The sequence below is a fragment of the Flavobacterium sp. WC2409 genome, from assembly GCF_041200085.1.
In the GTDB taxonomy this organism is placed as follows: domain Bacteria; phylum Bacteroidota; class Bacteroidia; order Flavobacteriales; family Flavobacteriaceae; genus Flavobacterium.
The window spans coordinates 2,461,093-2,481,553 of record NZ_CP165625.1; the positions used below are offsets into that span (position 1 = coordinate 2,461,093).

At 32.3% G+C, this 20,461-nt stretch carries 23 protein-coding genes; 15 read left to right on the forward strand and 8 right to left on the reverse strand.

Features of this window, described 5'->3' with window-relative positions:
* Window positions 1–16: 16 nt before the first annotated feature.
* From ribD to AB3G34_RS10570, 3 genes are read left to right on the forward strand one after another with little or no spacing between them, the layout of a single operon-like run.
* On the forward strand, window positions 17–1,060 hold the full coding sequence (ribD, locus tag AB3G34_RS10560) for a bifunctional diaminohydroxyphosphoribosylaminopyrimidine deaminase/5-amino-6-(5-phosphoribosylamino)uracil reductase RibD (protein WP_369754094.1): 1,044 nt from the start codon (window positions 17–19) through the stop codon (window positions 1,058–1,060).
* Complete coding sequence (locus AB3G34_RS10565) at window positions 1,053–1,655, forward strand: HAD family hydrolase (protein ID WP_369752421.1); 603 nt, start codon at window positions 1,053–1,055, stop codon at window positions 1,653–1,655. The genes ribD and AB3G34_RS10565 overlap by 8 nt, the downstream gene beginning before the upstream one ends.
* An 8-nt stretch (window positions 1,656–1,663) precedes the next feature.
* Window positions 1,664–2,296 carry a YigZ family protein gene (locus AB3G34_RS10570; protein ID WP_367771663.1) on the forward strand — a complete coding sequence of 211 codons (633 nt, stop codon included), beginning with the start codon at window positions 1,664–1,666 and terminating at the stop codon, window positions 2,294–2,296.
* 22 nt (window positions 2,297–2,318) lie between these two features.
* Here AB3G34_RS10570 and AB3G34_RS10575 read toward each other — a convergent pair whose 3' ends face one another.
* The gene (locus tag AB3G34_RS10575; protein ID WP_367771665.1) at window positions 2,319–2,720 is read right to left on the reverse strand and encodes an acyl-CoA thioesterase; all 402 of its coding nucleotides are present in this window, start codon (window positions 2,718–2,720) and stop codon (window positions 2,319–2,321) included.
* 195 nt (window positions 2,721–2,915) lie between these two features.
* Between AB3G34_RS10575 and dnaA the strand changes: the two genes are divergently transcribed.
* The 6 genes from dnaA to AB3G34_RS10605 all read left to right on the forward strand — a co-directional run bounded on the left by dnaA (window position 2,916) and on the right by AB3G34_RS10605 (window position 8,647).
* A complete protein-coding gene (dnaA, locus tag AB3G34_RS10580) occupies window positions 2,916–4,343 on the forward strand; it encodes a chromosomal replication initiator protein DnaA (RefSeq protein ID WP_367754774.1) in 1,428 nt (475 codons plus the stop codon).
* 7 nt (window positions 4,344–4,350) lie between these two features.
* Window positions 4,351–4,818 carry a low molecular weight protein-tyrosine-phosphatase gene (locus AB3G34_RS10585; RefSeq protein WP_367771667.1) on the forward strand — a complete coding sequence of 156 codons (468 nt, stop codon included), beginning with the start codon at window positions 4,351–4,353 and terminating at the stop codon, window positions 4,816–4,818.
* A gap of 97 nt (window positions 4,819–4,915) precedes the next feature.
* Window positions 4,916–5,638, forward strand: a complete 723-nt coding sequence (locus AB3G34_RS10590) for an SAM-dependent methyltransferase (RefSeq protein WP_367754778.1) — start codon at window positions 4,916–4,918, stop codon at window positions 5,636–5,638.
* A 268-nt stretch (window positions 5,639–5,906) separates the two neighbouring features.
* Window positions 5,907–6,401 carry a DUF4440 domain-containing protein gene (locus AB3G34_RS10595; protein WP_367771672.1) on the forward strand — a complete coding sequence of 165 codons (495 nt, stop codon included), beginning with the start codon at window positions 5,907–5,909 and terminating at the stop codon, window positions 6,399–6,401.
* A gap of 162 nt (window positions 6,402–6,563) precedes the next feature.
* Entirely contained in the window at window positions 6,564–7,691 is a 1,128-nt protein-coding gene (locus tag AB3G34_RS10600; protein ID WP_369752423.1) for a methionine aminotransferase, read from the forward strand.
* Window positions 7,692–7,765: 74 nt separating this feature from the next.
* Window positions 7,766–8,647, forward strand: coding sequence for an SDR family oxidoreductase (locus tag AB3G34_RS10605; protein WP_367771678.1), 882 nt, complete (start codon window positions 7,766–7,768; stop codon window positions 8,645–8,647).
* 59 nt (window positions 8,648–8,706) lie between these two features.
* On the opposite strand, the gene AB3G34_RS10610 is transcribed toward AB3G34_RS10605, so the two are convergent.
* From AB3G34_RS10610 to AB3G34_RS10625, 4 genes are all read right to left on the reverse strand, one after another.
* Window positions 8,707–9,009, reverse strand: coding sequence for a hypothetical protein (locus tag AB3G34_RS10610; RefSeq protein WP_367754785.1), 303 nt, complete (start codon window positions 9,007–9,009; stop codon window positions 8,707–8,709).
* 58 nt (window positions 9,010–9,067) lie between these two features.
* Complete coding sequence (locus tag AB3G34_RS10615) at window positions 9,068–9,598, reverse strand: YceI family protein (RefSeq protein WP_369752425.1); 531 nt, start codon at window positions 9,596–9,598, stop codon at window positions 9,068–9,070.
* A 41-nt stretch (window positions 9,599–9,639) separates the two neighbouring features.
* Window positions 9,640–10,392: a pirin family protein gene (locus AB3G34_RS10620; protein WP_369752426.1), complete on the reverse strand. Its 753-nt coding sequence runs from the start codon at window positions 10,390–10,392 to the stop codon at window positions 9,640–9,642.
* 89 nt (window positions 10,393–10,481) lie between these two features.
* Complete coding sequence (locus AB3G34_RS10625; protein WP_367754791.1) at window positions 10,482–11,063, reverse strand: Crp/Fnr family transcriptional regulator; 582 nt, start codon at window positions 11,061–11,063, stop codon at window positions 10,482–10,484.
* Window positions 11,064–11,304: 241 nt separating this feature from the next.
* Between AB3G34_RS10625 and udk the strand changes: the two genes are divergently transcribed.
* The 6 genes from udk (at window position 11,305) to AB3G34_RS10655 (ending at window position 17,700) form a co-directional block, all read left to right on the forward strand.
* Window positions 11,305–11,913 (forward strand): uridine kinase, encoded by a 609-nt coding sequence (gene udk / locus AB3G34_RS10630; RefSeq protein ID WP_367754793.1) that lies wholly within the window; start codon window positions 11,305–11,307, stop codon window positions 11,911–11,913.
* Between the two features lie 145 nt (window positions 11,914–12,058).
* Window positions 12,059–12,391, forward strand: coding sequence for a septum formation initiator family protein (locus tag AB3G34_RS10635; RefSeq protein WP_367754795.1), 333 nt, complete (start codon window positions 12,059–12,061; stop codon window positions 12,389–12,391).
* 22 nt (window positions 12,392–12,413) lie between these two features.
* Window positions 12,414–13,778, forward strand: coding sequence for a methylmalonyl-CoA mutase subunit beta (locus tag AB3G34_RS10640; protein ID WP_369752427.1), 1,365 nt, complete (start codon window positions 12,414–12,416; stop codon window positions 13,776–13,778).
* A 48-nt stretch (window positions 13,779–13,826) separates the two neighbouring features.
* Window positions 13,827–15,956, forward strand: a complete 2,130-nt coding sequence (gene scpA / locus AB3G34_RS10645) for a methylmalonyl-CoA mutase (RefSeq protein ID WP_369752429.1) — start codon at window positions 13,827–13,829, stop codon at window positions 15,954–15,956.
* 355 nt (window positions 15,957–16,311) lie between these two features.
* Entirely contained in the window at window positions 16,312–16,848 is a 537-nt protein-coding gene (locus AB3G34_RS10650) for a hypothetical protein (protein ID WP_369752430.1), read from the forward strand.
* Window positions 16,849–17,163: 315 nt separating this feature from the next.
* Window positions 17,164–17,700, forward strand: coding sequence for a hypothetical protein (locus AB3G34_RS10655; RefSeq protein WP_369752431.1), 537 nt, complete (start codon window positions 17,164–17,166; stop codon window positions 17,698–17,700).
* 58 nt (window positions 17,701–17,758) lie between these two features.
* Here the strand turns inward: AB3G34_RS10655 and AB3G34_RS10660 are convergent, their stop codons facing one another.
* The 3 genes from AB3G34_RS10660 to mltG form a co-directional block, all read right to left on the reverse strand.
* Complete coding sequence (locus AB3G34_RS10660) at window positions 17,759–18,400, reverse strand: peptidoglycan-binding protein LysM (RefSeq protein WP_369752433.1); 642 nt, start codon at window positions 18,398–18,400, stop codon at window positions 17,759–17,761.
* Window positions 18,401–18,496: 96 nt separating this feature from the next.
* Window positions 18,497–19,417 (reverse strand): DUF2279 domain-containing protein, encoded by a 921-nt coding sequence (locus tag AB3G34_RS10665; RefSeq protein ID WP_369752435.1) that lies wholly within the window; start codon window positions 19,415–19,417, stop codon window positions 18,497–18,499.
* A 2-nt stretch (window positions 19,418–19,419) separates the two neighbouring features.
* Window positions 19,420–20,460 carry an endolytic transglycosylase MltG gene (gene mltG, locus AB3G34_RS10670; RefSeq protein ID WP_369752436.1) on the reverse strand — a complete coding sequence of 347 codons (1,041 nt, stop codon included), beginning with the start codon at window positions 20,458–20,460 and terminating at the stop codon, window positions 19,420–19,422.
* Window position 20,461 lies beyond the last annotated feature (1 nt).

Genomic DNA, 20,461 nt, shown 5'->3' on the forward strand with positions numbered 1-20,461 from the left:
TAACTACTTTTGCATAGTGAAGAAAAATGAAACATACATCAAGCGCTGCATCGAATTAGCCAAAAACGGACTAGGAACTACCTATCCTAACCCTTTAGTGGGAAGTGTTATTGTTTATGACGGCAAAATTATTGGAGAAGGCTGGCACAAAAAAGCGGGTGAACCCCATGCTGAAGTAAATGCTATAAATTCCGTAAAGGACAAATCCTTATTACAAAAAGCGACCATTTATGTGAGCTTGGAACCTTGCAGTCATTTTGGAAAAACGCCTCCATGTTGTGATTTAATTATCCAAAATAAAATTCCAAATGTTGTTATTGGAACTGTTGACCCAAATGAAAAAGTGGCAGGAAATGGAATCAAAAAATTAATTGAAGCAGGAATACATGTCACTGTTGGCATACTCGAAGACGAATGCAACGAGTTAAACAAACGCTTTTTTACTTTTCATCAAAAGAAAAGACCTTACATAATTTTAAAATGGGCAGAAACTCAAGATGGTTTTATTGCACCGAAAGAAAAAACAGAAAAAAGACCCGTTTGGATAACCAATACCTATTCTAGACAACTCGTCCATAAATGGCGAACTGAGGAGCAAGCTATACTTGTAGGCACACAAACTGTGATGGATGACAATCCAAAACTAGATGCTCGCGATTGGAAGGGTCAAAACCCTATTAGGATCATTCTCGACCAAAACAATCGAATCCCGAAAAACAGACATGTACTTGACAACCAAGTTAAAACTATAATTTTATGTAAATCCACATCAAATGTTGACAAAGAAAACTGTATCTTTGAAGTAATTGATTTTGGGCAAAACATAGCTCATCAAATCACAAATGTATTATTTCGACACCAAATTCAATCTGTAATTATAGAAGGCGGTAGACAAACTTTACAAACATTCATTGATGAAAACCTTTGGGATGAAGCACGAATATTCGTAAGCAACGTCTCTTTTTTATCAGGAACAAAAGCCCCTGCTTTAGAAAAAAATCAGATCGAAAAGCATTCGATTGGTACTGACGAACTTATAATTTACAAAAACCATGATTAATACTATCATTTTTGATTTTGGGGATATTTTTATAAATCTAGATAAGCAAGCCACTAGTGATGCCTTAAAAAAATTAGGATTAAAAGAATGGAATGAAGATCTAGATAAATTAAATATTGCATTTGAAAAAGGAGAAATTTCTAGAGAAAATTTTTTGATTGGAATTCAAAAACACATTCCTAATGCAAGTATAGGTGAAATATTAAAAGCTTGGAATGCCGTACTATTAGACTTTCCATTGTATCGTTTGGAATTCCTTCAAATGCTTTCAAAAAAATACCGTTTATTTTTATTGAGCAATACGGATGCCATTCATATTAAAAAATTTGAACATAAAAGCGGAATATCCTTTTATAGTGATTTTTACCAATGTTTTGAAAAAGTATATTTTTCATTCGAAATTGGCATGAGAAAACCAGACAGTAGCATTTATAATTACGTTTTGAATAAACATGAATTGCAACCCAAAAGAACCTTGTTTGTTGATGACAAAAAAGAAAATACAGATGCTGCCCTTTTACTTGGGCTAAATATTTGGAATTTACAAGTAGGACAAGAAGATGTCGTTGATCTATTTACCAAAAATATAATTTAAAATTCCTTTTGAAAAACAAAGATACTTACAATACCATTGAAGCCCCAACGGAAGAAATTTTATTTAAAGAGAAAAATAGTAAATTTTTTGGTTATGCTTTTCCAATCCAATCGGAGGAGGAAGTAAAACCATTAATTGACGTTCTTAGAAAAAAACATCCAAATGCAGGCCATTTTTGTTATGCATATCAATTAGGCACCGATATGCTGTCCTATAGAGCAAATGATGATGGAGAACCAAGTAATAGCGCAGGAATGCCTATTTATGGACAAATACAATCCTTTGATGTAACAAATACATTGATTGTTGTGGTTCGAATTTTTGGAGGAACAAAATTAGGAGTAGGAGGCTTAATCTCAGCTTATAAAACAACCGCACAGATTACACTTGAAAATTGTACCATATTTGAAAAAACGATAGATATACATTATCTAATTTCATTCGATTATAAAAACATGAATAAAGTCATGCGGGTAATTAAAGAAAAAAAGCTTGATATTGTTTCTCAAGAAATGGAACTAAATGAAGAAACTGGATTACCAATTGGAACAATTGAAATAAAAACACGTAAAAAAAATGCCGAAACAATTTTCGACATTTTTAATTCGTTATATGAAATAGATATTAAAATTAAGGAATAATTATAATACAATTCTAATAATTTTAAATTCGTAATAACTTTTCTTTTACATAGTCTGGTGGAAGTGTGGGGCGAGTCGTTTTCATATCAACAAAAACCAAAATTGAGCTCGCAATTGTTAATAACTCCATTTTTTCATTATATATCTCATAGTCAAATTCTATCTTAACGGAAGTCTGACTTTTAAAAATAGTTTTAACAGTTAAGAGATCATCATATCGGGCTGGTTTTTTGTAATTTATATTCAAAGATACCACAGGAAGCATTATGCCATTTTCTTCCATCCATTTATACGAAACCCCAAGGTTTCTTAGCCATTCCACGCGTCCCATCTCAAAATACTGCGCGTAATTACCATGATAAACAACCCCCATTTGGTCCGTTTCTGAGTATCTAACCCGTACTGTAAATTCGTGTACTTTCATTATGAATTTTATTATTTTAACATTATTATTTTAACATTCAATACCTACTTACAACAATATTTCTTCAAAATCAACCCCTAATTATTTTTTTTTACAGAAATTTGTTCACATATTTGTTACCCCGAAAAATATCATCTTTTTTGATAATATTTAATAAGACAACGATTACTAAATAAAATAATTTACATAGAATTTATGAACAAAACTGCTCAATCAGTATGGGAAAACTGTTTGTCTTTTATAAAAGACAACATTCAAGATCAAGCATTCAAAACTTGGTTTGAACCGATCAAATCAGTTGAACTTACCGATAACGCATTATATATTCAAGTTCCAAGTAAATTTTTCTACGAATGGTTAGAAGAACACTATGTGAAATTATTAAAAGTTGCCTTAACTAAGGAACTTGGTAAAAACGCAAAGTTACTTTATAAAATTAAGATGGAAAACACTTATGGTAATAAACAACCGTTTACGGAACAATTACCAAGTGCCAACCGGGCTCCAATGAAACCACAAAATGTTGACGCCCCTTTTAAAAACTTAGATCCAGAATTAAAAAATCCTTTTGTAATCCCAGGAATTAGAAATTTAAAAATTGAATCCCAACTTAATGCCAACTATAGTTTTGATAATTTCCTTGAAGGAGATTCTAATAGGCTAGCTCGCTCAGCGGGTATGGCTGTTGCCAATAAACCTGGAGGAACATCATTTAACCCGTTATTGATTTTTGGTGGCGTAGGACTTGGTAAAACACACTTAGCGCATGCTATAGGAGTTGAAATCAAAGACAAATACCCAGACAAAACTGTTTTATACATTTCTGCCGAAATATTCACACAACAATATATTGATTCCGTTAAGAAAAATAATAGAAATGACTTCATTCACTTCTATCAATTGATCGATGTTTTAATTATTGATGATGTACAATTCCTTTCGGGTAAATCAGGAACACAAGATGTCTTTTTCCACATCTTCAACTATTTACACCAAAATGGAAAACAAGTAATTCTTACATCAGACAAAGCACCGGTTGATATGCAAGATATTGAGCAACGCTTATTATCTCGTTTCAAATGGGGATTGTCTGCTGAATTACACCAACCAGATTACGAAACTAGAATTTCAATCTTGAAAAACATTCTATATCGGGATGGTGTGGAGATTCCAGAAGAAATTATTGAATATGTAGCACGCAACATTAAATCAAATGTGCGTGAATTAGAAGGAGCAATTATTTCCTTAATTGCACAATCTTCTTTCAATAAAAAAGAGGTTACTATTGAATTAGCCAAAAGTGTGGTAGAGAAATTTGTGAAAAATGTAAAACGCGAAATTTCTATTGATTACATTCAAAAAATTGTTTCTGATTATTTCCAATTGGATTTAGAAACATTACAATCAAAAACTAGAAAAAGACACGTGGTACAGGCGAGACAACTGGCTATGTTTTTTGCTAAAAAATTCACTAAAGCGTCCTTAGCCAATATTGGTTCTCAAATTGGAGATCGTGATCACGCAACAGTATTACACGCTTGCAAAACAGTTGACAATCTTGTGGCAACCGATAAACAATTCAAAAAATTTGTTGAAGATATCCATAAAAAATTAACGTTATAAACGCATCATGCCCGTAAAAATTTTAATGGTTTGTTTGGGCAATATTTGTCGATCACCGTTGGCAGAAGGTATCTTAGCTTCTAAACTTCCAAAAGAAAAATTTACAGTAGATTCTGCAGGAACTGGTTCTTGGCATATTGGCCACGCTCCAGATTCTCGCTCCATTGCTATAGCAAAAAAGTACAAACTAGATATTTCAAAACAAAAAGGAAGACAATTCAATACTTCTGATTTTGAAACTTATGATTACATCTATGTCATGGACAAATCCAATTATGACGATGTAATCGAATTATCTAAAACTCAAGAACAAAAGAATAAAGTACAAATCATTTTGAACGAATTGTACCCCAACGAAAATGTAGATGTACCTGATCCTTATTTTGGTATGCCCAATGGATTTGACATCGTTTACAATATGCTAAATGAAGTTTGCGAAATTATAGCTACAAAAATTAAAGAGACCCACCCATAATTTTAGGAGTTCATTTTTACCTGCAAAACAAATTCATTTCTTTATTAATGCCGTTCTTTGCATTTCTAAATTAGATTAAAAACATAAATCGATCAAAATGAAACCAAATACTTTACTAGGAAAACTCTATTTAATCCCAACTACAATGGGGGATTGCGACCCAATGGATGTTTTGCCTCAAACTGTTAAAAGGACCATCGATTTTATTGACCATTATATTGTAGAAAACGACAAAACAGCTCGAAAATCGATTAAAGAAGTTAATCCCGAAAAGAAACAATCGGACTTAGTTTTGTTTACTCTAAACAAACGCACTGAAGTAAAAGAACATCTTGATTTTATCAAACCATTACTAGAAGGTAAAAACATGGGATTAATGAGTGAGGCCGGTTGCCCTGGTGTTGCTGATCCTGGTGCTGTTATCGTAAAACTAGCACATGAAAAAGGAATTCAAGTAGTTCCCTTAGTTGGCCCCTCTTCTATTCTATTAGCCATGATGGCTTCAGGAATGAATGGTCAAAGCTTTACCTTTCACGGGTATTTACCTATTGAAAAAGACGAGAAAAGAGCCAGTTTTAAAACTTTAGAACGAATTTCTTTCGAAAAAAATCAATCACAAATATTTATTGAAACCCCTTATCGCAACAATAAATTACTCGAAGATTTATTACTGACCTTGCATCCTGAAACACACTTATGTATCGCTACAGACATTACATTACCAACAGAATACATCAAGACTAAGAAAATTGCGGCTTGGAAAAAAGAAACGATTGATTTACATAAACGACCTACTATTTTTATTATTCATAAAATGTAATTTTTAAACTATAAACTTTTTTATACAATAGAAATCTCAAAACCATATCCATTTTCCTATAAAGTAACTGCTTTGTATGGCAATGGATTTTTGGTTTTTATTAATAATAACCTTCAGCACTTTTTAATTTTTAATATTAAATGGCATAAAACTCATTTTATTATCAAAAAATAAATATTAAACACTGATAATCAATATTTTATAATTAAATTTAATATCCCCTTATCTTAACCAAAAATCATCATTATAAATTTAAAAAAATTTAATTATGAAAAACAAGATTTTAAAAGGAGGATTAATGTTGGTTACTATGTCTTTACTGATAGCCTGTAATCAAAAAAAAGAGGCACCCATGGCCGTAATTGACAAAGACGCAATCAAAACCGAAATTCAGTCGATGGAAGATGCATTTGCAACTAACTTTAATGCGAGAAGCACCGATAACATCATGTATTACGCTGATGATGCCATCAGTTTTTCAAATGAAAAAAAACCTTTAGAAGGGAAAGCTGCCATTCAAGCTTCAATAAAAGAGGATTTAAAAACTTTTCCAAAAGGAGCCAAAATCAATTTTGAAACTAAAGAAGTTCATGTTTCAAATGATGCCAATCAAGTGGTAGAAATTGGCGGCTATGAGGTCAAAGATTCCACTGATGCAAAAATCATGAGCGGCAACTTCATCAGCCTATTTGAAAAAAAAGACGGCAAATACATTTGTATTCGAGACATGGGAAACTCTGATATGCCTAAACCAAAAAAATAAAACAATATCATAAAAACACAAAGTAAAGTACTCCTAACAAAGTACTTTACTTTGTGTTTCCGTTTTAAATAAATACAATGTCGATTACAAAAAAATGAATCCGAAAAATGTATTTCTAAACTCAAATCAAATACTTACTTTTAGATCATTAAAAAAAGAAGCATGTCAAAACTCCCCAACATTGGTACAAGTATTTTTACAGTAATGTCTAAAATGGCAACAGAATATGATGCTGTCAACCTTTCACAAGGCTTCCCTAATTTTCCTGTAGACGCCCGTTTGACTACTATTGTAGCTCAGTTAGCCAGTGAAAATGTACATCAATATTTACCAATGGCAGGTTATCCTCCATTGTTAACCAAAATTGCTCAACTAACCTACCGTTCTTATAAAAGAACCATTCGACCAGACACTGAAATTCTTGTTACTGCTGGTGCGACCCAGGGTATTTTTACCACCATTCAAGCTTTAATTAAATCTAATGATGAAGTCATTATCTTAGACCCTAGCTATGATTGTTATGAAGCGCCAGTTCTTTTATGTAATGCAAAACCAGTGCGAGTTCCTCTTAATGATAATTATACTCCCAACTGGGAAAAGATAGAAAATGCGTGTTCTTCAAAAACAAAAATGATTATTGTCAATAATCCGCATAATCCAACTGGGAAAATTTGGATTCATTCTGATTTTGAAGCATTAGAAAATATATTACAAAAATATCCTGAAATGATTGTTCTCTCAGATGAAGTGTATGAATACATCACATTTGAAAAAAAACATATTTCAGCTCATACACGTGAAAAATTATTAAATCGTTGCATAATAATTTCTTCTTTTGGAAAATCCTTCCATGTTACTGGTTGGAAAATAGGCTATCTCATTGCTCCTGAACATTTGATGAAAGAAATCAAGAAAGTGCATCAATTTTTAGTTTTTAGTGTGAATAGCATTTGTCAGGTGGCTATTAGCAACTATTTAGACTTAGTATCTGTTGAAGAAATAAGTCAATTATATATTGAAAAACGGGATTATTTTAGCGCTTTATTAAAAGAGAGTCGTTTTAAATTACTGCCTTGCGAAGGCACTTATTTTCAAGTTGCATCCTATGCTTCTATATCAAATGAAAACGATGTTGATTTTTGCAAAAGATTAATCACAGAGCATGGGGTGGCGGCAATACCCATCTCTACTTTTTATGAAAACAACATAGACCATCACCTCATTCGTTTTTGTTTTGCAAAAGACAATGCGACTTTAGAAAAAGCGGCAAAAAAACTATGTGCAATTTAGGTGTAGTCAATTACTTGATTTTATATGCATGCATACTATTTAATTTGTTATATTTACAATAAAAAAATTATATCATGGGTTATACAGATAAAATGTTACGCGATGATGCATTAAAAGGCAAAGTTATAGTCGTAACCGGAGGAGGAAGCGGTTTAGGTAAAGCAATGACAAAATATTTCTTAGAACTAGGTGCAAAAGTAGCAATTACGTCAAGAGACCTAGAGAAATTAAAAAATACAGCCTCTGAATTAGAATTAGAAACAGGTGGAACCTGTTTGCCTTTACAGTGTGATGTACGTCATTATGAAGAAGTCGAAAACATGCTGCAAGGTGTCTTGAAAGCTTTTGGAAAAGTAGATGTCCTTTTAAATAATGCTGCAGGAAACTTCATCTCTCCTACCGAAAGATTATCTGCTAATGCATTTGATACCGTAATTGATATCGTTTTAAAAGGGACTAAAAACTGTACACTTGCTTTTGGAAAACATTGGATAGATACTAAACAAACATCATCAACTGTTTTAAATATTGTAACCACTTACGCATGGACAGGATCAGCTTATGTTGTGCCAAGTGCCACTGCCAAAGCTGGAGTATTAGCTATGACCAGAAGTCTGGCTGTAGAATGGGCAAAATATGGCATCCGAACTAATGCAATTGCACCAGGACCATTTCCTACTAAAGGAGCTTGGGATCGATTATTACCTGGAGATCTTGCCGAAAAATTTGATATGGCTAAAAAAGTGCCATTGAAACGTGTGGGAGATCATCAAGAATTGGCCAACTTAGCTGCCTATATGGTTTCTGATTTTTCAGCCTATGTAAATGGGGAAGTAGTTGTAATTGATGGTGGTGAATGGCTTAAAGGTGCTGGACAGTTTAATTTATTGGAAGCCATTCCAGAAGAATTATGGGACCAACTGGAAATGATGATTAAAGCAAAAAAGAATAAATAACTAAAATCAAAATTCTTATAAAAAAAGAGCGCTAATTAATTAACGCTCTTTTTTTAAAGTTAGGCATTCAAAGCCATCAAAATCTCTGTTTTCAATAATCCGCTACCTCCCCCGTAATGCTGTACCACTGCAGTATTAGAATTTTGTTTCCTAAAAAACAAACGCAAATGGGTTTCGCTTTCTTCAGTAATTCCAGGTCCCAATAAAACTATTTCGAATTTTTTTTCTTGAAAAAGAACTTTAGCTTCTTCATCATTCAAAACACCAATCCCAGACCAATCAGCATTTGCATTAATTAATCGGACTACCGTACGTAATATCTCAAAATTTCTGCCTACGTATAGAATATTTATATTTCCCATAACTTTATCTAAAAAAAACTCAACTCCATGAAGTACCTGAGGTTATGCTAAAAACCGATTATTCTTTTATAAATTGAAGTTCTATTGCCAATTTAACTTCTTCACCAACTAGTACACCACCAGTTTCAAGAGCTGAATTCCAAGTTAATCCCCAATCTTTTCTATTAATTTTACCTTCTAATGAAAGAGCTAATTTTGTATTTCCCCAAGGGTCTTTCATTAATCCACTAAATTCTGCTGGTAGCTTTACTGATTTTGTTACCCCATGCATTGTTAAATCACCTACCAATTCATATTCCCCTTCATTAATTTTAGAGAATGAAGTTGCCGAAAATTTAATTGTTGGAAATTGCCCTGCATCAAAAAAATCAGCACTTAATAAATGGGTATCTCTATCCGCATTACCAGTTGCAATTGAATCGATTGCTCCGGTAAATTCAATTTTTGCATTTTCAAAATTCGAATCATCGGATTTGATTGACGCATCAAATTTTGTAAATTTACCTGAAATAGTAGTAAACATCATGTGTTTCACTTTAAAACCAATTTCTGAATGTGTTGGGTCAATTGCCCATTTTGTTGTTGACATAATAGTATTATTTTTAATTATTTAATTTATTTCGTAACTAATTATAATTTCATGGGTACTTCCATCAAAAGAATTTCGGCATTATCAGAATTAGCAATAAGATTGAATGAATCCGTATCAGTTATTCCCAGACCATCACGCTCATTTAAAGTAATACCACCAATAGTAAAGTCTCCTTTTAAAACAAAAGCATAAATACCGTTTCCTGCTTTCTTTAATTGGTATGAAGTCGAAAAACCTTTATCAAATTTTCCAATATGAAACCAAGCATCTTGATGAATCCAAACGCCTTCATCTTCTGGATTTGGAGATAAAATTTGTTGTAGATTATTGTGACGATCTTTCAAGTCCAAAGTGATTTGGTCGTAACGAGGTGTTACATTTTTTTTATTTGGATAAATCCAAATTTGCAAAAACTTAACCAACTGGTCTTTATTTTTATTATACTCACTGTGAAAAATCCCAGTTCCTGCACTCATCGCTTGAATATCTCCTTCTTTAATTACAGTAGTATTTCCCATACTGTCTTTATGTTCTAAATCTCCTTCGAGTGGGATAGAAATAATTTCCATATTATCGTGTGGGTGTTTTCCAAAACCCATTCCTTGACTCACTCTATCATCATTCAAAACGCGCAATACACCAAAATTCATACGTTCCGGATTGTGATAACCCGCAAAACTAAAAGTATGAAATGACTCTAACCATCCATGATTAGCATGTCCTCTGGTATTTGCTTTATGCAAAATAGAATTTGAAATCAAACCTTCTTTAGTACTATTTGTATTTTCCATTTTCGCTTTTGTTAATTATTATGATACAAAGTTGCGACTAAAAAGAAACTAAAGCATTGAACTAGGACAAGAAATGAAAATAGTTGAAATTAATTTTTAGCGAGTTTTGTTCTAATTTTACTTAGAAACTCAGGAGATATCCCTAAAAAGGAAGCGATATAATGTTGCGCTACACGCTGAGAAAGTGTAGGATATTTATCTAAAAACTCCAGATATTTATCTGTTGCAGTTTTAGAAATAGCATTAAACAATCGTTTTTGCGTTACTGCTAGATTGCGTTGCATTAATATACGGAAAGCCCTTTCAAATCTTGGTGCCTTTGCAAATAACACCTCTTTAGATTCGGGATTGAACATAAAAAATTCGCAATCTTCTAAGGTTTCAATAAATACATCACTGGGACTGTCCTCATAAATACTAAATGAAATATCACTTACCCAAGCATTTTCAATTGCTAATTGCAAAATCACTTCTATACCATTGGAATCTATATAATACTTGCGAACACAACCTTTTACAACAAAAGCTTCAAAATTGCATTTTTCACCTTCATGTAAAAGAATTGTCTTTTTTGGAATTTTTTTATTTTCTAATAAAGAATTAAAAATGCTTAATTCCTCTTTTTCAAAAGTGACATAACGGCTTATATTTTTATTGATTTGAGTATACAAAGTATTATTTTTAGGAAATTAAAGGTACTAAATTAATTCAAAAACTGGTGGGTAAATTGGCATTATAACTGAGTATCTCTTCGGTCAAACTAAAAATTAGCTATTTAATCTATAATGAATAATACGGATTTCCATTTTTAGTTTAAAAAAATTAATAAATACTAATTCTAATTTAGCAATTCTCTATTTTCAATCTATAAATTCCTATTTTTGCTTCATCAATAAATAACTCAACTATTATATGCTTATTATAGGAATTGCAGGTGGAACTGGAAGCGGAAAAACAACCGTAGTTCATCAAATCATGAATGAATTACCCGAAACAGAGGTAGGAATTATTTCACAAGATTCATATTACAAGGAAAATCACGGTCTTTCATTCGATGAAAGAGCACTAATCAATTTTGATCATCCACGTGCAATTGATTTCGAGTTATTAGTCACACATCTTAAAGAATTAAAAGAAGGAAATAACATCAATCAACCCGTGTATTCTTTTGTGACGCACAATCGAAGCGATGATACTGTTTTTACACATCCTCGAAAAGTGATGATTGTGGAGGGTATTTTAATTTTGGCAAATCCAGAATTAAGAGATTTATTTGATGTAAAGATTTATGTTCACGCTGATTCTGATGAAAGATTAATCCGTCGAATGAAACGTGACATTGCTGAAAGAGGTCGTGATATGGAGGAAGTTTTAAACCGTTACCAAACAACATTAAAACCTATGCATGAGCAATTTATAGAACCCACAAAAGCATTTGCGGATATTATTATACCTAATGACAAATACAATACAGTAGCTATTGATGTAGTTCGGGCAGTAATAAATCAAAGAATTCTATAATTTTATTGTAATTTTATCAGAATATAGGATTCTAGAATTTAATTGCAACGGAAGGCATAAACTAAGCATTATTTTACGTTTTCAACTTTAGTTATGTTAATAAAACATTGGCTATTCGTTTAATAAGGACTTTAAAAAAAAAGAAATGACAAATCCACATAAAGACAAACCTTGGTTTAAATTTTTAAGTAATAAATACATTTGGGTATTGCTTTTCTTTTCAACTTGGATGGTTTTTTTGGACAACTATTCCTATTTTGACCATCGATTTTTAGATACTCAAATCAATGAACTTGAGGATAATAAAGAATATTATCAAGAGGAAATAAAAAAAGACGAAGAACAAATTAAAGAACTAAAAAACCCAGAACAAATAGAAAAATATGCTCGTGAAAACTACTATATGAAAAAAGATAGTGAGGATATTTATCTGATCGAATTTGAAGGTGACAGTATAGAGAACAGCAATAAACCCTGAATTATAAAAAACAAAAATAAAAATGGCGACTAATTTATTTGAAGATTTCGATCCTGTTTCTTCCAAACAATGGAAACAAAAAATCCAGTTTGAACTTAAAGGTGCCGATTATAATGATACCTTAATATGGAATTCTCCAGAAGATATTAAGGTGAAACCTTTTTATCACAAAGATGAATTTACCAAAGCTTTTCCAATAACCACAAAGGCTTCCAACTTTAAAATTTGCCAAAATATATTTGTTTTTGATATTGAGAAATCAATAGAAAGAGCTTTAGATTCTTTAAATAGAGGTGCTGAAAGTCTTCGTTTTACTATTGAAAATGATACTATTGACATTACTAAACTTTTAGAAAACTTACCATTAGAAAATGTTTTTGTTTACTTTAATTTAAACTTTATTTCAATCGATTTCGTAGCTAAAATCAATACAATAGCAATGCAAAAAAAGGCAGTTGTATTTATCAATTTAGATCCAATAGGACAATTAGCCAAAGAGGGAAACTGGTTTACAACTAAGGATAAAACCAATTTTGATACGCTCAATTTAATTGCAACTGCCGTACCAAATCATTCGATAATAAGTATTGACACCAGTTTATATCAAAATGCAGGTGCTAATATGGTACAGCAAATTGCTTATAGTTTAGCGCATGCCAATGAATATTTTAATAGAATTCCTATTATTAATCAACCTATTGTTTTTGAAGTTGCTGTAGGCACCAATTACTTTTTTGAAATTGCAAAACTTCGAGCATTACGCCTTTTATTTAAGCTAATTGCCAAAGAATACAATCACAACTTAAATTGTCATCTCTTTGTTACACCCACAAAACGAAACAAAACCATTTATGATTACAATGTAAATATGTTACGTACCACAACCGAATGTATGTCGGCAATTATTGGTGGTGCGGATACTATTGCTAACTTACCTTATGATTCTTTGTACCATAAAGACAATGAGTTTGGAGATCGCATTGCTCGAAATCAGCTGTTAGTATTAAAAAATGAAAGCTATTTTGATAAAGTAAATAATCCCGCTGATGGAAGTTATTATATAGAAACACTCACCAATCAACTGGCCGAAAAATCGTTGACTTTGTTTAAAGACATCGAATCCAATGGTGGTTTTCTAAAACAATTGAATGAAGGAATCATTAAAAGAAAAATTCAGGAAAGTGCTGATAAAGAGCAAGATCTTTTTGACTCAGGAAAAGAAGTATTGTTAGGTACCAATAAATACCCAAACAAAGAAGATCACATGAAACAGGATTTAGAACTTTATCCATTTATAAAAATCAATCCAAGAAAAACGTTGATAACCCCTATTATAGAAAAACGCCTTGCCGAGAAAACGGAACAGGAACGTCTCGCATTAGAGTAATTTTCAATAAAAGGAATCAATTAAAAACGCACAAAAATTAGAGTCAAAATGATAAGAAATGACCTCAGACATATTAAATTAGAAAGTACTAAGACAATAGAAGACAATCAAAATTCATTGTCTGAAAATTTCTTAACGGCAGAGGGAATCGAACTCAAACCAACCTATTCTGAAAAGGATATTGAAAATCTAGCGCATTTAGATTTTGGAGCTGGCTTTGCGCCAAATTTGCGCGGACCATACACTACGATGTATGTGCGCAGACCATGGACAATTCGTCAATATGCTGGTTTTTCAACTGCAGAGGAAAGCAATGCTTTTTACAGAAGAAATCTTGCAGCTGGTCAAAAAGGATTATCCATTGCATTTGATTTACCAACGCATCGGGGATATGATTCAGACCATGAACGTGTTGTGGGAGATGTAGGAAAAGCGGGTGTGGCAATAGATTCGGTTGAGGATATGAAAGTATTATTCGATCAAATTCCATTGGATGAAATGTCAGTTTCCATGACTATGAATGGTGCCGTATTACCTATTATGGCTTTCTATATTGTCGCAGCCGAAGAACAAGGGGTAAAACCAGAATTACTTTCTGGAACGATACAAAATGATATCCTAAAAGAGTTTATGGTGCGTAACACTTACATCTACCCACCAACTCCTTCCATGAAAATCATTGCCGATATTTTTGAATTTACAAGCAAGAAAATGCCAAAATTCAACTCGATATCTATATCGGGATATCACATGCAAGAAGCAGGTGCTACTGCCGATATTGAATTGGCTTACACATTGGCGGATGGATTGGAATACATTCGCACTGGACTAGCAACGGGAATGAAAATTGATGAGTTTGCCCCTCGTTTATCTTTTTTCTGGGCGATTGGAATGAATCACTTCATGGAAATTGCTAAAATGCGTGCTGGGCGAATGATATGGGCCAAACTAGTGAAACAGTTTAATCCAAAAGATGATAAATCATTAGCATTAAGAACTCATTGCCAAACAAGTGGCTGGAGTTTAACAGAACAAGATCCTTTTAATAATGTAGCGCGTACGTGTATTGAAGCATCGGCAGCCGCTTTTGGAGGAACACAATCACTACATACTAATGCTTTGGATGAAGCGATTGCTTTGCCAACTGATTTTTCAGCAAGAATTGCTCGAAATACACAAATATTTTTACAAGAAGAAACCAAAATTACAAAAACTGTAGATCCATGGGCAGGTAGTTATTACGTAGAAAGCTTGACCGATGAGATTGTCCAAAGTGCTTGGAAACTTATTGAAGAAGTAGAAGAACTAGGTGGAATGACCAAAGCGATTGAAGCAGGGATTCCTAAACTAAGAATAGAAGAAGCAGCGGCAAGAAAACAAGCCCGCATTGATAGTGGACAGGACATAATTGTAGGGGTCAACAAATACCGCTTGGACAAAGAAGATCCTTTACAAATTCTAGATGTCGATAACCAGATGGTGCGAAAGCAACAACTGGAACAACTCGATCGTATAAAAGCAACAAGAGATACTAATAAGGTACAAGAATCAATTAAAAAATTAATCCTTTGTGCTCAAACTGGTGAAGGTAATTTACTGGAAATCGCAGTAGAAGCTGCAAGAAACAGAACTACGCTAGGCGAAATTAGTGATGCCTTAGAAACTGTTTTTGGAAGGTATAAAGCACAAATTAAATCCTTTAGTGGCGTGTATAGTAAAGAAATTAAAGACGATAAAAGTTTTGAAAAAGCAAAACAGCTAGCCGATACCTTTGCCAAACAAGAAGGTCGTCGTCCTAGAATCATGATTGCCAAAATGGGACAAGATGGACACGATCGTGGGGCGAAAGTAGTTGCCACAGGTTATGCTGATGTAGGTTTTGATGTGGATATTGGTCCGTTATTTCAAACTCCTGCCGAAGCTGCAAAACAAGCCATAGAAAATGATGTACATATTCTTGGTGTTTCCTCATTGGCTGCAGGCCACAAAACTCTAGTTCCACAAGTGATAGAAGAGCTTAAAAAATATGGTCGTGAAGATATAATGGTAGTCGTAGGTGGTGTGATTCCGGCACAAGATTATCAATTTTTATTTGATGCTGGTGCAGTAGCTGTATTTGGACCTGGGACAAAAATTAGCGAAGCTGCTATTAAAATATTAGAAATTCTGATAGGGTAATAAATAATAATAATAATAGATAAATCATATAATAGTAAAACACCAACTTTATGTTGGTGTTTTTTATTTTAAAGCGTATTTTATCTAATTAAAAAAAAGGAACCCTTCCTATTAAATATATGGCAATACAGACTTCTATTATTAACAAAATTTACGTAAAACCTTAACTATCAAGTACTAAAAAAATAAATAACTTTACCTAATTAGGCAACTGAACTAATTGTATGCTCCAAGTCTTAACTGTTATTTTATTAAAAAGTGTAGTTTAAATTATAATAATGAAAAGGGGAAGAAAACTATAAACCTTAAAAATTTAATGCTACAATTAACTATTAATCAACTAAAATAAACTATTATGAAAGCATATATTATTGCAATACTAGTATTAGGAATAACAAGTTTATCTTATTCTCAAGACAACATAAATGACGATTCAGATGTCATCAATTATACTGTAGAAAATTTACCTGCAGTTGTCATTAAAAATGCGGGTAAAGACTTCTCAGTCTATTTACCAGATAGAAATCCAGATAGTAACATTAGAAAATTAGAAAATGAATTTATTGCTTATAACTTAGGTAAAGATTATGAAGGATTTAATACCTACTTAGTCGTAATGGAAATAGAAAATGGATCATTATCCGCAACTTACAATGAAAATGGAAAATTAACTCACGTAGTTGAAAATTATAAAAACATACAATTACCCGGTAAAGTAATTTTCTCAGTTTACAAATCCTTTCCAGGTTGGGAAATTGTTAATGATAAGTATTTATATTCTCAAAAAGAAGGTGACATTCAAAAAAAACAGTATCATTTAAAAATAAAAAAAGGAAATGAAACGCGAAAATTAACTGTTCACCCCAATGGAGAAATCATTGCAGGTCTTTAAATGTAAAATAATTTAGCTGTTCTAAAAAAGAACAGCTTTTTTTATGATAACCTTGAGGATACACCATCAAATAATACTTGTAATTATTAAACCTTAAGATGCAGAACAAATAATAATGATTATTCTTAATAAATAAAAACACATAGAATTCAATATTATTAACATACAATACAGATTAAATTAACATAATTTAGATAAAAAAAAACTACCTTTATTAATGTTAAATTGTTGATTAACAATGTATTAATAGCCCTTAACGCTAAATTAACCTATAATATTATGTATAACTAAATATTAATTTAAAAACTAAATATTATGAAATCATTTATTATTATGTTATTGTTTATGGGCCTAACTTTTTCCGTTTATTCACAAGATAAAATGAAGCAAGACGCAGAACAGGGAAAGGTTAATGTTGAAGAATTACCCGCAGTGGTAATTAAAAGAATCGGATCTGATTTTTCCGTATACATTCCTGACAATCATCCAGATCAAGATGTTAGAAATATGGAACAAAAATTCATTGCTTATGACATTGGGAAAGATTATGAAGGTTTTGAAAATTATTTGGTATTGATGGAAACAAAAAATGGTTCCTTATCTGCAACTTATGATGAAAAAGGAAAACTAGTTAGAGTTGTAGAAAATTACCAAAATGTAAGACTACCAAATGAAGTTGTTTATTCAATTTACAAAGCTTATCCAGGATGGAATATTGTCAACGACAAGTATTTATACTCCCAAGAAGCAGGTGATATTGTTAAAAAACAATACAATCTGAAAATTGAAAAAGGCGATAAAAAGATGAAACTGCTTGTTCGCTCAAATGGTGAAATTTTAAAAGCAAAATAAAAAAAGCAGTCCAAATAATTTTGGACTGCTTTTATATTTTTTAGTGTTTTTGTGAAAATTAATTTAAACTTGCCACTGCATTTACATTAGCCACAATAAAGGAAGTGTCATAACCTCCAAATGCTTTCATATAACTTCTAATTGAAGTACCATAAGCATCTTTAATAAATTTCTTCCCATTGTGCTTAAAGTATCTTCTTACAGAACCTGCTCCTCCAAGATGTGCAGCTGCCAAAATTCCTGATTCTGTTACCAAAATTCCATTAACTACTTTACCATCATACTTTTCGATGATATCTTGTAATATCCATTTGTTTTTTGATAAAAGTGCCACAAAGGCTCTTTCTTGTAATTTGGGGCTTTTTAGGAATAAAATACTATCCTTCACACCAACAGATCTTAAGGTTTCTATACCAAATTGGTATTTACCTAAATAACCGAGAGAATTGATTTTTTTGTATTTCCCTTCTGATTCTTTGAAACCAAGAGCTTCCTTAAAACCAATAAATAAATTTCCAGTAAAAGGGAAATTTAAATTGATATAATCTTCTTGTTCTATGGATGGATATAAGTATCGTGTTCCATCCGTGTTTTTTATTAGAAACCAATCATTTTTTTCTATTTTAAGAGGTTTAAAACCCGCACTTAAAAAGGCTATAATAATCGCCAAACTTGTATAAAAATACCACTTCTTTACCATAAATTGTTTTTCTTCAAAACGCTGTCCCGTTAAGAAATTTCTGCGTGCAAAGATACAATAAATTTCATAAAGCTGAAAATCAACCCGTTAAACTTTTTAAAAATATAAAATTCGTCCTCTAAAACCCTCGTTAACTGAGTATTCAATCGTTGGAGCTGGAATTTTAAGCGTATTAAAAACAGAGAAAAAAGTCTTCAAAAAATGAGATTTTGTTTCAATTTTCGTCAGGTCAACGTCAAAACTCAAATAAAACTGTCTGAATCTCTCTGTTTTCGGAAGGAGTAATTTATCAGAATTTTCGCTATTTCCACTCACCATTCCATCCGCTCCATAACCCATTGCGAGATTAAGCCATTTTGGTATTTTAGAACCTTTGGAAAAAGAATATAAATTAACCGAAAGCCAATACGTTTGACCGTTATAATCTTTAAGGATCTGCTCCGCTAAGTTGCTCCCTAAAACGTTGGGCCTATATTGGGCAAATTGTGTGGTGTGAAAAGAGAATTTTGGTATAATACGTTGTTCATTCCATAGTAATTCTTGAGAAACATATAAAGCCGTTCCAGAGGCATTTGCAATAACATCTCCGGGTGATGCTCCCCATTCTGACGAATAGCCATCTAAAACCTCAACAGCCGTTAAAAATGCAAATCCTAAACCAGCACCATATAGCAATTGCTTCTTTTTACTAGCTCCACTCCATTGTAGCATTTCACTTCCCATCCTTCCCATTTGATACGAAGAATAGAAATGTCCTATTTTATCCATTTGAAGCCATTCCGCATTATCATTTATAAAATGAAAATTAGATCTTGGATAATCGGCATACCATAGCTGGTTTAAGCCTACTAACGCTGTAGAGGCCAATATTGATTCTGAAAGAATAACTGTATTTTGTCTTTTTATATTTAAAGTGTCCGAAGGTTTTAAAAAACGATCGAAATTATTTTGAGCATCCGCATCACGCAGTCCACTTACCAAAAAAAACATCAGAAAAAAAATAGCTTTATATTTCAAACCTATCTTTTTACTCCTTGGCTGTTGATCCAATCCGAATATTTTTTAGCATTTTTATTATGCTCAGGCAAAGTCGCAGCAAATTCATGGTATCCAAAACGTTCTACACTAGCACAAAAATAAATAAAATCATTCTTTTCTGGATCCAATACTGCTTCTAGAGCTGTAATGTCGGGCATTGCAATAGGACCAGGAGGAAGTCCAATATTGACATAGGTATTATAAGGAGAAGACATAGTCAAGTCTTTAAAAAACACTCTTTTAATTACTTGATTAAAGTCATCGTCTTTTTTCTTGATAGCAAAAATTACTGTGGGATCCGCTTGAAGCGGCATGCCCAATCGCAAACGGTTTAAGTAAACTCCTGCAATTCTTGGTCTTTCATCTTTTTTAACCGATTCTTTATGTACGATAGAAGCTAAAATTGTAGCTTCAATTGGGTTTAAACCTTGTTTTTCTGCTTTAGCAACTCTTTCTTTATTCCAAAAATTACGGTATTCTTTAATCATCTTATCTCGAAACTTCTCTGCAGATGTGTTCCAATACGTTTCATAGGTATTAGGAATAAACATGGCCAAAACATTATCTTCATTAAATCCGTTTTCTTTCAAGAAGATAGAATCTTTAAATGAAGTTAATAATGATAAACTGTCCGCCTCAATTTGGGATCCTACTCGACCAGCAAGATTTTCCACTCGCTCTTGATTATTAAAAGCCAACTTTACAGGAACATTACTTCTTAAAGATTTGACTAATTCATAACTATTCATCCCTTTAGTAAAAAGAAAACGTCCCGATTTTACATTTTCAGGATAACTCATTTTACTGGCTACCATTTCTAAACGGTCGATATTTACGACATAATCTGCCAATATTTTTTTGACATCAGTATACGTTGCATTTGTTGGGATATGAACATAAACTTCTTTATCTGAAAACTTAGTGTTAGCAGCAAAAATTTGGCTCATCAAAACAAAACCGTAAATGATTAATCCACTTACTAAAACAACAGCTGCGATGGTAATATATTTTTTAAAATTCAAA